We start from the raw sequence: 14,229 nt of genomic DNA on the forward strand, positions 1-14,229 counted from the left end.
CATCCATAATGTGAAGGTACTGTGTATTCCTCAAGCGCAAAATATTCATGCCGGAGTGAAAGAGTTTCATGATCGAGATTAAGCACCTGAAAACGCTGCAAGCGTTACGAAATAGCGGATCGCTGGCTGCCGCTGCGGCAACGCTGCACCAGACGCAATCCGCCCTTTCCCATCAGTTCAGCGATCTGGAACAGCGCCTCGGTTTTCGTCTGTTTGTGCGTAAAAGCCAGCCGCTGCGTTTTACGCCGCAGGGGGAAATTTTGCTGCAATTGGCCAATCAGGTGCTGCCGCAGATTAGCCGCGCGCTGCAAGCCTGCAATGAGCCGCAGCAAACCACCTTACGCATCGCCATTGAGTGCCATAGCTGTATTCAGTGGTTGACCCCCGCGCTTGAGAATTTCCGCCAGAGCTGGCCGCAGGTGGAGATGGATTTCAAATCCGGCGTTACCTTCGATCCGCAGCCCGCTTTGCAGCAGGGCGAGCTGGATCTGGTGCTCACCTCCGATATTCTGCCGCGCAGCGGCCTGCACTATTCACCGATGTTTGATTTTGAAGTGCGACTGGTGCTGGCACCGGATCATCCGCTGGCGGCGGTGGCGCATATCACGCCGGAAGATATCGCCAGCGAAACGCTGCTCATCTATCCGGTGCAGCGCAGCCGGCTTGATATCTGGCGGCACTTTCTGCAACCGGCAGGTGTCAGCCCGTCGCTGAAAAGCGTCGATAACACGCTGCTGCTGATTCAGATGGTCTCCGCGCGCATGGGGATTGCCGCACTGCCGCACTGGGTGGTGGAGAGTTTTGAGCGCCAGGGTCTGATTGTGACTAAAACCCTCGGCGAGGGATTGTGGAGCCGGCTGTACGCCGCGGTGCGCGACGGCGAGCAGCGTCAGCCGGTAACGGAAGCGTTTATTCGCTCAGCGCGGAACCACGCCTGCGATCATCTGCCGTTTGTGCGGAGCGCGGAGCGACCCAACGGCGATGTACCCATAGCGAAGCCATTATCACCGCACCACCAATAATAAAGCTGGGCCAGTGCGGCTGCTGCTGCCAGATGGCAAGGTTGACCAGCAGCCCGGCGGGAACATGCACATTGTTCATGATGCCGAGCGTGCCCGCGTCCACCTGCGTCGCGCCGTAGTTCCACATAAAGTAACCGAGCCCCGACGCCACGACGCCCAGCCACACCAGCACGCTCCACTGCAACGTGGTGGTCGGTAATTTCTGCGGATTGCCCATTATCAGCCACGCTACTGCTGCCACCACAAACGCGCCAAGATAGAACCAGGCAAAGGCGTTGTGCTGCGGCATCGGGCGCGTCTCCATCAGGCGCTTATACCCCACCATGCCAATCGCAAAGCTGATATTTGCCAGTTGCACGAGGATCAGCCCGGTCCAGAAGTGATCGCTCACTTTGTCGTAGCGGATGATCGCCGCGCCAATCACCGCCAGCCCGGCGCTCAGCAGATAGCTCCAGCGCAGCCTGCGTTTGCTCAGCAGGTCGTAAATCAGCGTGATATAGAGCGGAGTGAAGACGGTGAAGAGCAGGAACTCGGAGACCGTTAAGTAGAGATAGGCCTGGAAGCCGAACAGATACATGATACCCAGTTGCAGCGCGCCCACCAGCATATACAAGCCGATGGTTTGCAGATTATGACCGCGCGCCCGCAGGAAGGGCAAAAAGACCAGCGCCGCCAGCCCGACGCGCATCAGCACCGAAAAGTAGCTGTCGACATGCCCGGCAAGGTATTCGCCAATCAGGCTAAACGAGAAGGCCCACAGAATGGTGGTGATGATCAGTAACGCCACAATGAATGTCTCTCAAGTGAAAGGACACGCATTGTAGCGAACTCAGGTGTACAAAGTTTGACTATTTAGTTGACGTCTGTTTTTTTTGTGAACAGTTGTCAATCTTCGCCAAGATAGAGCTTACGCAGGTATTTCGGCACGGCGTTATCGGCGTTGGTACCAATTACTTCCAGCTCCGGATGGAGCTGTTTCAGGCGCTGGTGGGCGTTTGCCATAATGCAGCCTTTACCCGCCATCGACAGCATTTCGGCATCGTTCATACCGTCGCCGAAGGCGATGCAGTTTTTCAGGCTGTAGCCCAGCGCGTGCGATACCGCTTCCAGCGCATGGCCTTTCGATACGCCGCCCGCCATCACTTCCAGGCAGGTCAAGGTGGAGAAGCTGACGTTGACGCGATCGCCCCAGCGGGCGTTGATCGCCTGTTCCAGCGGCAGCAGTTTTTCGTGGTTGTCGCAGGAGAAGAAGACTTTGCTGACGCCCTCCGGCTCCAGTAAACCCGGCTCGTAGATCGCATATTTGAACACCGCCTCTTTGAAGAAGCGCATCTCGTCCGGGCGGTGGCGGTTCATAAACCACTCATCGTCGCGGTAGACGTTGGTGATGATCTCCGGCTCGTTATGCATCATGCCGAAGAGATCGGCGGCGATATCGCGATCGAGGTTATGGGTGAAGACCAGGTTTCCGTCGGTATCGTGCACGCGCGCGCCGTTGGAGGTGATCATGTAGGCTTTGATATCTAAATTATCGCGGATCTGCCCGACATCAACGTGGTGGCGGCCGGTGGCGAAGACAAAGTTCACACCGCGCGCGGTCAGCAGTTTTAAGGTCTCTTTGGCGAAAGGCGACAGTGTGTGGTCGGGAGAGAGCAGCGTACCGTCTAAATCAGAGGCAACAACCTGGTACATAAGAAAATTTAACCTCAATAAATCATCAGTTATGTCGATCGAAAAAATCGACGATGGCGTTGAGCGCGACTGAGCGCATGGCGTCCTTTTCAAAAAGGATCTCATGGTACGCGCCTTCGATGACCAGCGGTTTCCCCCCTTCGCAGGGGTGACCGGCGGCGGCGCGGCGTTCGCAGAAGCGCTGATGCATGCGGTTATCCACCACATGCTCCTCTTCTGCCTGAATCAGTAATGTCGGCGTGGCATCTTTTTCCACCCCTGCCAGCGCCTGTTCGCCAGCGAGAATACCTTCACGCACCCAGTGCCACGTCGGGCCGCCAACGCGCAGGGTCGGTTCATCGGCGTAGAAACGAACGTTACGGCGGTAGCGCTCGCGGCTGTGGGTCAGCACGTTGATGGCGAAGGGCAGCGGACGCCAGCTGCCGGTGCCGATGGCGTAACCGTCGCGGATGCTTGGGTAGCTCTCAGCCCACTCCAGCAGCGGACGCACCACCCAATCCGGCAGGTGAATAACAATGCCGAACATCGGCGCGCAGAGCGCGATGGCGTCGCAGGCGTGCGGATAGCGCTGTAAAAAGAGCGTTGAGATCGCGCCACCCATCGAGTGCGCCAGAATATAGCGTTTGCGCCACGGGCCGCTGGCAACTTCCTGCTCCCAGAAGGCGGCCAAATCTTCGACATAGTCGCTGAATTTGACCACATGACCGCGATGCGCGTCGGGCAGCATGCGTCCGGAGCGACCCTGGCCGCGGTGATCGATAATCAGCACGTCATAACCGAGGTGGAAGAGGTCATAGGCCAGTTCAGCATACTTTACGTAGCTTTCGATACGGCCGGGGCAGATCACGATCACCCGATCGTTACTCTGCGCGCGAAAACGCACAAAACTGACCGGCACGTCGTCCACGCCGGTAAACACGTCCTCTTCACGCGATCGCCAGAAATCCATTAACGGACCCATGGTGAATGCGGCGAACGCTTTTTCTCTGCTTTCCCACGCCTTTTTTTGCCGAAACATCGGGATTTTGCCCCTTTTAGCCATGTAAAATCGTTTTTTTGTGACCAATAGCAAATTCCACAGACAATGGCGTATTGTGGCATAAAAACCGACAACCAGGGAATTTCTCATGACCTTCGAGTGGTGGTTCGCCTACCTGCTGACATCGTTGATTTTAAGCCTCTCGCCCGGCTCCGGGGCGATCAACACCATGACCACCTCCATTAGCCACGGCTATCGCGGCGCGGCGGCTTCGATTGCCGGTTTGCAGACCGGGCTGGGGATCCATATCGTGCTGGTCGGTATCGGGCTGGGCACGCTCTTTTCCCGCTCTGTGCTGGCGTTTGAGGTGCTGAAGTGGGCGGGCGCGGCCTACCTGGTGTGGCTCGGTATTCAGCAGTGGCGCGCCGCAGGCGCGCTCGATCTCCATACCCTGGCGCAGACGCAATCACGCGGGCGGCTGTTTAAACGCGCGGTGTTTGTGAACCTCACCAACCCGAAGAGCATTGTGTTTCTCGCTGCCCTCTTTCCGCAGTTTATCGCGCCCAATCAGCCGCAGGTGATGCAGTATGTGGTGCTTGGAGCGACGACCATCGTGGTCGATATCATTGTGATGATTGGTTATGCCACGCTGGCGCGGCGCATTGCGGGATGGATCAAAGGCCCGCATCAGATGAAGGCATTGAATAAAGTGTTCGGATCGCTGTTTGTGCTGGTGGGGGCGTTGTTGGCGTCAGCAAGGCACGCGTGAGTGCGGTCTGTTTGCCGGATGGCGCTGACGCTTATCCGGCCTACGCGAACAATCGCACATTTATGACTGATATGCCGGATGGCGGCTGCGCCTTATCCGGCCTACGCGAACAATCGCACATTTGTGATTGATATGCCGGATGGCGGCTACGCCTTATCCAGCCTACACGTTTCGCTGTCTGGTTTTTCGTAGGCCGGATAAGCGCACGCGCCATCCGGCAATTCGCATCAGCGGGAGATAATCAAATGGATACCAAACCCGGCGAAGAGCGCACCGGCGACGCCATCGATCCACTTCGCCATTCGCTGATAGCCGCGACGAACGCGCGGTAACGCAAAGACGCTGGCGACCAGCGTAAACCAGGCGAAGGTCTCTACCACAATCAGCACAAAGATGCCCCAGCGCGCGTTAGCGCCGACGCTGTCGCCAACAAACAGTGAGAAGACCGATCCGAAGTAGATAATCGCTTTCGGGTTTGCGAGGTTGGTCAGTAAGCCTTTCACAAAGCTGCGGCCGCCCGCCGCCAGCTCAACCTGCGGCGCATCGCTGTTCGCCGTCTCTTTCTTCAGCGCACCGCGCAGCATCTGAAAGCCCATCCAGCAGAGATAGAGACCACCGCCAACCATAATGATGCTATGCAGCCACGCCATTTTCGCGAGGATCAGGTTGAGGCCAAGCAGCGCGACCGCTGCCCACACCATCACACCTGCGGTGATGCCGAGCACGCCCAGCATCGCTTCTTTGCGCGAGCGGCTAACGGCAGTTTGAGAAACAAAGAAAAAATCGGGACCGGGGCTCATCAGCGCAATGAAGTGCACTGTCATGACGGAGAGAAAGAGCGTTAACATAGCGAACTCGCGAGAAAAGATTCAGTGAAGGGCTATCCTGACACTTTTCCCGCAGGCTGACTACTCTTCATCGCCGTCGACATGGGCGCGGATCAGCGCCATAAACTCCTGGCCAAAACGCTCCAGTTTGCGCGTACCGACGCCGTTGACGCTCAGCATGTCGCCTGGCGAAAGCGGCATCTGCTCCGCCATCTCAATCAGCGTGGCATCGTTAAACACCACGTACGGCGGGATGTTCTCTTCGTCGGCGATCGCTTTACGCAGCTTACGCAGCTTGGCGAACAGCTTGCGATCGTAATTGCCGACCGCCGCCTTCTGCATCACCTTCGGCTTAAGCGTCACCATACGCGGCACCGCCAGCATCAGCGGCACCTCACCGCGCAGCACCGGACGCGCCGCTTCCGTCAGTTGCAGCGCCGAGTGCTGGGCGATATTTTGCATGGCAAAGCCCAAGTGGATCAGCTGGCGAATCACGCTTACCCAGTGTTCGTGGCTCTGCTCGCGCCCGATGCCGTAGACCGGCAGCTTGTCATGGCCCATCTCGCGGATACGCTGGTTATTCGCGCCGCGCAGCACCTCAACCACATAGCCCATGCCGAAGCGCTGGTTAACGCGATAGATGGCGGAGAGCGCTTTCTGCGCATCCTGTAAACCATCGTACTGCCGCGGCGGATCGAGGCAGATATCGCAGTTGCCGCACGGCGCGTGGCGCCCTTCGCCAAAGTAGTTGAGCAGCACCAGGCGACGACAGGTCTGCGCTTCAGCAAAGGCACCCATCGCATTGAGCTTGTGACGCTCGATATCCTGCAACGGCCCGGCGGGCTTCTCTTCCAGGCAGCGGCGCAGCCAGGCCATATCTGCCGGATCGTAAAACAGCATCGCTTCTGCGGGCAGGCCATCGCGCCCGGCGCGACCGGTCTCCTGGTAGTAGGATTCGATATTACGCGGAATGTCGAAGTGCACCACAAAGCGGACGTTGGGTTTGTTAATCCCCATGCCGAAGGCGACGGTGGCAACCACAATTTGCAGGTCATCGCGCTGGAACTGCTCCTGCACCCGCGCGCGAACCTCGTTCTCCAGCCCGGCGTGATAAGGCGCGGCGCTGAAGCCCCGGGCCTGTAAGCGCGCGGCGGTATCTTCCACTTTCGCCCGGCTGTTGCAGTAAATGATGCCGCATTTACCCCGCTGCTCCTGCACATAGCGCAGCAGCTGATCGAGGGGCTTAAACTTCTCCATCAGCATGTAGCGGATGTTTGGGCGGTCAAAACTGCTGACCTGAATCAGCGGATCGTTAAGGCTGAGCAGGCGTTCAATATCGCGCCGCGTGGTGTCATCGGCGGTCGCGGTAAGTGCCATAAAAGGCACGTTGGGTAGCATATGGCGCAGCTGGCCGAGCGCGGCGTATTCCGGGCGGAAATCGTGTCCCCACTGGGAGATACAGTGCGCTTCGTCGACGGCAATAAGCACCGTGTTCCACTGGCGCAGCTGGTCAAGGAAGTTGTCGAGCATCAGGCGCTCAGGCGCGATATAGAGCAGACGGATCTGCCCGTTGCGACAGCCGTTTACCACCTCGAGCTGCTGCTCGCGATTCTGGGTCGAGTTGAGACAGGCCGCCGCTACGCCGTTGGCGAGCAGCTGGTCGACCTGATCTTTCATCAGCGAGATAAGCGGCGAGACCACCACCGTCAGCCCTTCCAGCACCAGCGCCGGAATTTGGTAACAGAGCGATTTGCCGCCGCCGGTCGGCATCACCACCAGGCAGTCGCGACCGCCAAGCACGGTGTCGATAATATCCTGCTGGCCAGGGCGGAACTGCTGGTAGCCAAAGGTCTCTTGTAAAACCTGTTTAGCCAGCGATTCCTGATTCAATACTTCCGCCTGCGCCACATTGACCCCATTTGCCTGAAATAAAAACAGGCGCTATTTTCAGCGCCTGTGACTGAAACTGCAATGCCTTAAAACAGATCGTTGAGCATCACGCCCACACCGAAGCGGGTCTGATTGAAATTATAATCAATCAGCGATTCGCCGTAGCCGCTGTAAACCTGAGTATAGAGGCGAACGTGTTTGGTTACCGGGTAGCTGAGGCCGATTTCTGCGCCGCCGTAGCCGGTATTCCAGTTGTACTGCCCTTTCGCGCTGAGGATCGCATCACCAATTTCGTAACCGATTTTCAGCTGGTAGTAACCCATATATTTGGTGATATCCGGGTTGTCGTCCGTGGAGCCTACGACATACCAGGGCTTCACTTCCACCAGCCAGTTACCGTTTTGCGCCATCAGGCGGGTATAAGCGCGGTTCCAGCTGCGCGAGGTAGGATCGGAGCGGCCATTGGAGTCATGGTTAAAACCAACTTCCACGTCACGCAGCGTCCAGCCGGCAAATTTGTAATCTGTGGCGAAACCGAGGAACAGCTGCGGTTCGTAGTTGGTTTCGCGGAAGGGAGAAGACTCGCCGCTGTTGGAGAGCTGCCACCAGGATTTTTGCGTATAGGAGCCGCCCAATACCGAGTTTGGCCCGAGAATGCCGCGCCAGAAGGGGAAGGCCAGGCTTATCTGGAACTTCACTTCATCCTTACGCGCGTTGTCAGCCCAGTTGTAGGAGCGGATCGCTTCCTTATTCAGATCGCTGGTATCGGTATAGATCACATAGTTGGATTCATACGGATAGAGCGTGAAGGGATTATCATGCTCCTGCAACATATTCGCGATGATGCTACCGCGCACGGCGGGCGCATCATGGACTTCTTTGATGGTTGCTTCTTGTGCGAGTGCCATAAACGGCAGTGCCAGCACTGCGAAAATATACCCCGGCCAGGTGCGCATCGGTTTAAGCTCCGAATTCTAGTTGAGTTAATTAATAGTCTTATCCGCACGTATTCTACATATTTCTTGCGTCACTGCTCGTCTATCGCTCTTAAAGTAGCAATCAACAAACATTGAGCATAAAATTAACACTCCATTAACTCATCGGATCAGATTGATATGTCAGCCGTTCTTACCGCCGATCAAGCCCTGCAAATGGTGGGCGAAATTTTTGTCTATCACATGCCCTACAACCGTGCGTTAGGCCTTGAGCTGGGGCGCTATGAAAAAGCCTTCGCAGAACTGCATTTCAATAACCAGCCGATGATGGTCGGTAACTGGGCGCAGAGCATTCTGCACGGCGGAGTGATTGCCTCCGCGCTGGATGTCGCCGCCGGGCTGGTGTGCGTCGGCAGCACCCTCACCCGCCATGAAACCATCAGCGAAGAGGAGCTGCGCCAGCGCCTGGCGCGGATGGGAACGATTGATTTGCGTGTCGATTATCTGCGTCCTGGCCGCGGTACGCGCTTTACCGCCAGCAGCAGTTTGCTGCGCGCGGGCAATAAGGTCGCGGTTGCGCGCGTGGAGCTGCATAACGAGGAGCAGGTGCATATCGCCAGCGCAACCGCTACCTATATGGTGGGGTGAGCAGGCCTGCGAAATCGGGTACCATGCGGTTACATTTTCGCAACGAGTCTTTCTGATGGATGCAAAGCAGACGCGGCTTGGCGTATTACTTGCGCTCGCCGCTTATTTTATCTGGGGCATCGCGCCCGCCTATTTCAAAGTGATTTGGTATGTTCCCGCCGATGAGATCCTGACTCACCGCGTTATTTGGTCCTTCTTTTTTATGCTGGCGCTGATAAGCGTAAGCCGCCAGTGGAAGAGTGTGAAAGCGCTGCTGCAAACGCCGAAAAAGATTTTGCTGCTGGCGGTTTCGGCGGTGCTGGTGGGCGGCAACTGGCTGCTGTTTATCTGGGCGGTTAACCATAACCATATGCTGGAGGCGAGCCTCGGCTACTTTATTAACCCGCTGGTGAATATTCTGCTGGGGATGCTTTTCTTGGGCGAGCGCTTCCGTCGCATGCAGTGGCTGGCGGTGATCCTCGCCGCGCTGGGCGTGCTGGTGCAGCTCTGGACCTTTGGCTCGCTGCCGGTGATCGCCCTCGGCCTGGCCTTTAGCTTCGCCTTCTACGGCCTGCTGCGAAAGAAAATCGCTGTCGAGGCGCAAACCGGCATGCTGATAGAGACCTTATGGTTACTGCCGGTGGCCGCCATCTGGCTGTTCGGCATTACCGATAGCCCGACCAGCCATATGTCGCAGAACAGCCTGTCGCTCAATCTGCTGCTGATCGCAGCGGGCGTGGTGACCACGGTGCCGCTGCTCTGCTTTACCGGAGCGGCAACGCGTCTGCGCCTCTCAACCCTCGGTTTCTTTCAGTACATCGGCCCGACGCTGATGTTCCTGTTAGCGGTGACCTTTTACGGTGAGCATCCTGGCGCGGATAAGATGGTGACCTTTGGCTTTATCTGGGTGGCGCTGGCGATCTTCGTAATGGATGCCCTTTATACCCAGCGCGCGTTGCGTAAAACACGCTAATTCCATTTAGGGAACGGATTAAACGGGCGGTATTGCCGCCCGCTACCTACAAATATTCGTGGGTTATTCGATCGTCGCGTCGCATATTAATCTACTGAATGGTATGTTCGCCGCTTCGTTATTTGCGCTACTCAGGATAAGAGATAATGACTGGCAGGATTTTTTTGCCTTCCGCCGAAGCGCGCCTCACGCGCGGCCCGTACATCCTTGCGTATGTACTGTTGCATCTTATCTATTTTGTTATCGCATTTAATCTGGATGAGTTCCCCATACTGCTTCTGCTGTGCATGCTGATTTACACCTATCTGAAGGTGAATATCAACGCGCAGCGCGGCAGAGATAGCGGGTTAAAGGGCCGCTATGTGGTCCTGCCATCGGTATTGATCTATCTGGGTTGCGGTGTACTTGGCTTTTTCTTCGGGGCGGACTGCGCCAGCATAGGTGTTCGCATTAACATCAGCTTCGATATGCTGGTGTTTTTCGTGTTTCTTCTCGCACCCACTCAGTTAAAAACAACAAATTAATTCGCCTGCCAGGATCATAATTTTAGGAGAGGAAAGATGAGTATTAACAACGAATACGACTACCAGAACGACGCTTCACTGAACGACAAATGGAAATTCCGTTTTGCTTTCTTTGAAAAACACGGCATGCCTAATTTCTGGGGCCCGACTCCGGCCTGGAAAGAGGCCTTTAAGACCATGACATTTGGTCAGAAGGTGAAAATCTCTTTCAACTTCTTCGCCTATTTCTTCTCCGCGATCTATCTGCTGATCCTCGGTATGTGGAAAAAAGCCCTGCTGGTGCTGCTGCTCAACGTAGTTGTCGTCCTCATTATGGTGATTTCCGATCTGAACTTCCTTGGCTATGTGGTGAACCTGTTTACCGCGATGCGGGCAAACATCTGGTACTACCAATATAAAGTGAAGGGCGTCCACGACTGGAGCCTGTAAAGAAAAAAGGTTCAGCGCAGGCTGAACCTTTTTTTTTGGCTTCAAAGCCAGTTGCGGCGTTTGAAGTAGAGGTAGGGGGCAAGGCCGGCGAGGATCATAAAGATAATCGCGCCGGGGTAGCCGAAGCTCCAGTGCAGCTCAGGCATAAACTCGAAGTTCATCCCATAGCTCGATGCCACCAACGTTGGCGGCAGAAACACCACCGAAACGACCGAGAAGATCTTGATGATTCGGTTCTGCTCGATATTGATAAAACCCATCGCCGCCTGCATCAGGAAGTTCACCTTCTGGAACAGGGATTCGTTATGCGGCAGCAGCGACTCGATATCGCGCAGGATCTCGCGCGCCTGCTCAAGCTGACCCGCCGGTAAACGCGCTTTGCGCACCAGGAAGTTCAGCGCGCGCTGGGTATCCATCAGACACAAACGCACTTTCCAGCCGATATCTTCCTGCTCAGCAAGCGTCGAGAGCGCTTCGTCATACTCATCGCCCTGCTGCCCTTCCATAATGACGCGGCTGAGCTTTTCGAGATCGCTGTAGATGTTTTCAATCTCATCCGCCAGCTGTTCAATTTTGGTTTCGAAGAGATCGAGCAGCAGTTCATAGGCGTTGCCGTCAACCATCTCCTGGCTGCGGGCGCGCATACGGTAGAGACGAAACGCGGGCAGTTCGCGTTCGCGCAGGGTAAAGAGACGCCCTTCGCGAATGGTGAATGCTACCGTTGAGTTGCCTGCGTGATCCTCCGCATCTTCATAAAAGAAGAAGGAGTGGATGTGCAGACCGTCTTCGTCTTCGAAAAAACGCGCCGAGGCTTCGATGTCTTCCAGTTCAGGTCGCGTAGCCAGATTCTGGCCCAATTCCGTTTGCACGCGGGTACGTTCATCATCGTCCGGCTCGACCAAATCAACCCAAACCGAGCTGGCGAGGTGTTTGATTTCGTCAGCCTCAAGACGGCTTAAACGATTGTTTTCCAGTTGAAATGCGCTCAGCATGGCCGGGACTCCCAATGCAAAAAATATCGGACAGTTCGCAGGGCACACAAGAAACAATTGGGGTTTCAGACCATTAAACAGTCTGACTCAGCGCGACGGGGGATAAAGCGGGTCGCCGACAACCACTAAGGCCATCAGCGTGAGGAGAAAGCCTTAGGAGTTGTTCCTGAAATCCAGGAAATTGAGCCAGCATCTACTGGGTGTGTCCAAGGCGAATGTCCTCTTAGCGTGATCGTGCGCGCATGTTACGCCAGCACTCAGAAGGCGTCAACACGCAACGAAACGCTAAAGAGCAATATTTGCCCTTCAGCGTATAAGGCTAGCAGAATATTACAAAATGATGATATTTTTCTGAAGGTTACACGGTTTCAAGCTTCGCATAGGCGGCGACTAACCACTTAATGCCCTGCCCCTGGAACGCCACCTGCAAGCGGCTGTGCTCGCCGCTGCCTTCCATATTCACCACCGTGCCTTCGCCAAATTTGGCGTGGCGCACGCGCTGACCAAGCTTATAGCCCGTATCGCTCTGTGCTACCGGCGTACCCATCCGCTGATGGCTGACAGGGCGGCTGATGCTGGCGCGCAAGCGCACCTCTTCAACGCACTCTTCCGGCAGCTCGCCGATAAAGCGCGAAGGGCGGTGATAAACCTCTTTGCCATACAGCCGACGCGTTTCCGCATAGGTTAAGGTCAGCTTTTTCATCGCGCGCGTGACGCCAACATAGGCCAGACGGCGCTCCTCTTCCAGACGGCCGCCCTCATCAAGGGACATCTGGCTCGGGAACATCCCCTCTTCCATGCCGACAATGAACACCTGCGGGAACTCAAGCCCCTTCGCCGAGTGCATGGTCATTAACTGCACCGCGTCCTGCCAGGTGTCCGCCTGCCCTTCGCCCGCTTCCAGCGCCGCGTGGGAGAGGAACGCCTGCAGCGGCATTAGATCTTCATCTTCTTCGTTGTAGCTGAACTGCCGCGTTGCGGTGACCAGCTCCTCTAAGTTCTCAATACGCGTCTGGCCTTTCTCGCCCTTCTCCTGCTCGTACATCGCGCGCAGGCCGGAATCGCTGATCACCCGGTCGGTTTGCACATGCAGCGGCATATCTGCCGTCTCTTGTGCCAGTGCGCCGATTAGCTCAAGAAAACGCTGCAACGCACCCGCTGCGCGTCCTGCCAGCGCTTTCTCTTGCAGCAGCTCGCGGGTTGCCTGCCACAGCGTCAGCTGCCGCTCGCGGGAGGTCTGACGAACAACATCCAGGGTGCGATCGCCGATGCCGCGCGTCGGCGTATTGACCACGCGCTCGTAAGCGGCATCATCGTTACGGTTAGCGATCAGGCGCAGATAGGCGAGCGCATCTTTGATCTCCTGGCGCTCGAAGAAGCGCATGCCGCCATAGATGCGGTAGGGCATGCTTGCCTGCAGTAACGCCTCTTCCAGCACGCGCGACTGGGCGTTGCTGCGATAGAGAATGGCGCACTGCATCAGCTGGCCGCCGTTGTCCTGCCAGGCCTTGATACGGTTGACAACAAAACGCGCCTCATCCAGCTCGTTAAACGCGCAGTAGAGGGAGATCGGCTCGCCGTCGCTCCCTTCGGTCCAGAGCTTTTTCCCCAGACGCCCGTTGTTGTTCTCAATCAGGGCGTTGGCGGCACTCAGAATATTGCTGGTGGAGCGGTAGTTCTGCTCAAGGCGAATGGTTTGCGCGCCGGGAAAATCGGAGAGGAAGCGCTGGATGTTCTCCACCTGCGCGCCGCGCCAGCCGTAGATCGACTGGTCATCGTCGCCGACGATCATTACCTTGCCGGTATCGCCTGCCAGCAGGCGGATCCACGCGTACTGAATGTTGTTAGTATCCTGGAACTCATCCACCAGGATATTGGTAAAGCGTTCGCGATAGTGCTGCAGAATATGCGGTTTGTTCAACCACAGCTCGTGGGCGCGCAGCAGCAGCTCGGCAAAATCGACCAGCCCGGCGCGATCGCACGCCTCCTGATAGGCCTGGTAAACCTTCTGCCACGTCTGCTCCACTGGATTGCCGAAGCTTTGAATGTGGTGCGGGCGAATGCCCTCATCTTTTTGACCGTTGATGTAGTACATCGCCTGGCGCGCTGGCCACTGCTTCTCATCAAGATTCATCGCTTTGATCAGACGCTTGAGCAGGCGCAGCTGATCTTCGCTATCGAGGATCTGGAAATCCTGCGGCAGCTTCGCGTCCATATGGTGCGCGCGCAGCAGCCGGTGCGCCAGCCCGTGGAAGGTGCCGACCCACATGCCGCCCTGGGTGGTGCCCATCAACTGGCCGATACGGTGGCGCATCTCCGCCGCCGCTTTGTTGGTAAAGGTGACCGCCATAATCGAGAAGGGCGAGCAGTTCTCTACGGTTATCAGCCATGCGATACGGTGCACCAGCACGCGCGTCTTGCCGCTTCCCGCTCCCGCCAGCACCAGCATATTGCTGCGTGTCGCCGCTACGGCGTCGCGCTGTTTGTCATTGAGGCTGTCGAGCAGATAAGAAACGTCCATAGGTACCGTCGCGTAGTCATCAGGAATTGAACAAAACGCCGGTGGCGCT

At 56.6% G+C, this 14,229-nt stretch carries 15 protein-coding genes; 6 read left to right on the top strand and 9 right to left on the bottom strand.

Annotated elements, in window-relative coordinates:
• Positions 1-68: 68 nt before the first annotated feature.
• Positions 69-1,022, top strand: a complete 954-nt coding sequence (gene metR, locus ACWPW2_RS13975; protein WP_279794857.1) for an HTH-type transcriptional regulator MetR — start codon at positions 69-71, stop codon at positions 1,020-1,022.
• Here the strand turns inward: metR and ACWPW2_RS13980 are convergent.
• The 3 genes from ACWPW2_RS13980 to pldB all read right to left on the bottom strand — a co-directional run bounded on the left by ACWPW2_RS13980 (position 910) and on the right by pldB (position 3,732).
• Complete coding sequence (locus tag ACWPW2_RS13980) at positions 910-1,809, bottom strand: carboxylate/amino acid/amine transporter (RefSeq protein ID WP_454123715.1); 900 nt, start codon at positions 1,807-1,809, stop codon at positions 910-912. The two genes, metR and ACWPW2_RS13980, sit on opposite strands and share 113 nt — an antisense overlap.
• Positions 1,810-1,907: 98 nt before the next feature.
• Positions 1,908-2,714 (bottom strand): sugar/pyridoxal phosphate phosphatase YigL, encoded by an 807-nt coding sequence (yigL, locus tag ACWPW2_RS13985; RefSeq protein ID WP_023479545.1) that lies wholly within the window; start codon positions 2,712-2,714, stop codon positions 1,908-1,910.
• Between the two features lie 25 nt (positions 2,715-2,739).
• Positions 2,740-3,732, bottom strand: coding sequence for a lysophospholipase L2 (pldB, locus tag ACWPW2_RS13990; protein ID WP_023479539.1), 993 nt, complete (start codon positions 3,730-3,732; stop codon positions 2,740-2,742).
• 109 nt (positions 3,733-3,841) lie between these two features.
• Here pldB and rhtB point away from each other — a divergent pair, with 109 nt between their 5' ends.
• Positions 3,842-4,462, top strand: coding sequence for a homoserine/homoserine lactone efflux protein (rhtB, locus tag ACWPW2_RS13995; protein ID WP_042714313.1), 621 nt, complete (start codon positions 3,842-3,844; stop codon positions 4,460-4,462).
• A 227-nt stretch (positions 4,463-4,689) separates the two neighbouring features.
• Here the strand turns inward: rhtB and rhtC are convergent, their stop codons facing one another.
• The 3 genes from rhtC to pldA all read right to left on the bottom strand — a co-directional run bounded on the left by rhtC (position 4,690) and on the right by pldA (position 8,135).
• Complete coding sequence (gene rhtC / locus ACWPW2_RS14000; protein WP_023479561.1) at positions 4,690-5,310, bottom strand: threonine export protein RhtC; 621 nt, start codon at positions 5,308-5,310, stop codon at positions 4,690-4,692.
• A gap of 60 nt (positions 5,311-5,370) precedes the next feature.
• On the bottom strand, positions 5,371-7,197 hold the full coding sequence (gene recQ, locus ACWPW2_RS14005; protein ID WP_124970831.1) for an ATP-dependent DNA helicase RecQ: 1,827 nt from the start codon (positions 7,195-7,197) through the stop codon (positions 5,371-5,373).
• Positions 7,198-7,265: 68 nt separating this feature from the next.
• On the bottom strand, positions 7,266-8,135 hold the full coding sequence (gene pldA, locus ACWPW2_RS14010) for a phospholipase A (protein ID WP_023479589.1): 870 nt from the start codon (positions 8,133-8,135) through the stop codon (positions 7,266-7,268).
• Between the two features lie 159 nt (positions 8,136-8,294).
• Between pldA and yigI the strand changes: the two genes are divergently transcribed.
• The 4 genes from yigI (at position 8,295) to ACWPW2_RS14030 (ending at position 10,667) form a co-directional block, all read left to right on the top strand.
• The gene (yigI, locus tag ACWPW2_RS14015; protein WP_023479602.1) at positions 8,295-8,762 is read left to right on the top strand and encodes an acyl-CoA thioesterase YigI; all 468 of its coding nucleotides are present in this window, start codon (positions 8,295-8,297) and stop codon (positions 8,760-8,762) included.
• 55 nt (positions 8,763-8,817) lie between these two features.
• A complete protein-coding gene (rarD, locus tag ACWPW2_RS14020) occupies positions 8,818-9,714 on the top strand; it encodes an EamA family transporter RarD (RefSeq protein WP_023479586.1) in 897 nt (298 codons plus the stop codon).
• A 146-nt stretch (positions 9,715-9,860) separates the two neighbouring features.
• A complete protein-coding gene (locus tag ACWPW2_RS14025) occupies positions 9,861-10,238 on the top strand; it encodes a putative membrane protein (protein ID WP_023479547.1) in 378 nt (125 codons plus the stop codon).
• A 36-nt stretch (positions 10,239-10,274) separates the two neighbouring features.
• The gene (locus tag ACWPW2_RS14030; protein ID WP_023479592.1) at positions 10,275-10,667 is read left to right on the top strand and encodes a DUF2628 domain-containing protein; all 393 of its coding nucleotides are present in this window, start codon (positions 10,275-10,277) and stop codon (positions 10,665-10,667) included.
• Between the two features lie 41 nt (positions 10,668-10,708).
• Here the strand turns inward: ACWPW2_RS14030 and corA are convergent, their stop codons facing one another.
• The 3 genes from corA to uvrD form a co-directional block, all read right to left on the bottom strand.
• The gene (gene corA / locus ACWPW2_RS14035) at positions 10,709-11,659 is read right to left on the bottom strand and encodes a magnesium/cobalt transporter CorA (RefSeq protein ID WP_023479615.1); all 951 of its coding nucleotides are present in this window, start codon (positions 11,657-11,659) and stop codon (positions 10,709-10,711) included.
• Between the two features lie 153 nt (positions 11,660-11,812).
• On the bottom strand, positions 11,813-11,869 hold the full coding sequence (ysgD, locus tag ACWPW2_RS14040) for a YsgD/CorL family protein (protein WP_353656052.1): 57 nt from the start codon (positions 11,867-11,869) through the stop codon (positions 11,813-11,815).
• Positions 11,870-12,017: 148 nt separating this feature from the next.
• Positions 12,018-14,180: a DNA helicase II gene (uvrD, locus tag ACWPW2_RS14045; RefSeq protein WP_454123721.1), complete on the bottom strand. Its 2,163-nt coding sequence runs from the start codon at positions 14,178-14,180 to the stop codon at positions 12,018-12,020.
• Positions 14,181-14,229: the final 49 nt, after the last annotated feature.

This window comes from Kosakonia sp. Marseille-Q7440, from assembly GCF_965119485.1.

What these genes read in the sequence shown, in the direction of transcription:
- metR (WP_279794857.1), top strand. Translation starts at nt 69, where the DNA reads ATGATCGAGATTAAGCACCTGAAAACGCTGCAAGCGTTACGAAATAGC.
- yigL (WP_023479545.1), bottom strand. Translation starts at nt 2,714, where the DNA reads ATGTACCAGGTTGTTGCCTCTGATTTAGACGGTACGCTGCTCTCTCCC.
- pldB (WP_023479539.1), bottom strand. Translation starts at nt 3,732, where the DNA reads ATGTTTCGGCAAAAAAAGGCGTGGGAAAGCAGAGAAAAAGCGTTCGCC.
- rhtB (WP_042714313.1), top strand. Translation starts at nt 3,842, where the DNA reads ATGACCTTCGAGTGGTGGTTCGCCTACCTGCTGACATCGTTGATTTTA.
- rhtC (WP_023479561.1), bottom strand. Translation starts at nt 5,310, where the DNA reads ATGTTAACGCTCTTTCTCTCCGTCATGACAGTGCACTTCATTGCGCTG.
- pldA (WP_023479589.1), bottom strand. Translation starts at nt 8,135, where the DNA reads ATGCGCACCTGGCCGGGGTATATTTTCGCAGTGCTGGCACTGCCGTTT.
- yigI (WP_023479602.1), top strand. Translation starts at nt 8,295, where the DNA reads ATGTCAGCCGTTCTTACCGCCGATCAAGCCCTGCAAATGGTGGGCGAA.
- rarD (WP_023479586.1), top strand. Translation starts at nt 8,818, where the DNA reads ATGGATGCAAAGCAGACGCGGCTTGGCGTATTACTTGCGCTCGCCGCT.
- ACWPW2_RS14025 (WP_023479547.1), top strand. Translation starts at nt 9,861, where the DNA reads ATGACTGGCAGGATTTTTTTGCCTTCCGCCGAAGCGCGCCTCACGCGC.
- ACWPW2_RS14030 (WP_023479592.1), top strand. Translation starts at nt 10,275, where the DNA reads ATGAGTATTAACAACGAATACGACTACCAGAACGACGCTTCACTGAAC.
- corA (WP_023479615.1), bottom strand. Translation starts at nt 11,659, where the DNA reads ATGCTGAGCGCATTTCAACTGGAAAACAATCGTTTAAGCCGTCTTGAG.
- uvrD (WP_454123721.1), bottom strand. Translation starts at nt 14,180, where the DNA reads ATGGACGTTTCTTATCTGCTCGACAGCCTCAATGACAAACAGCGCGAC.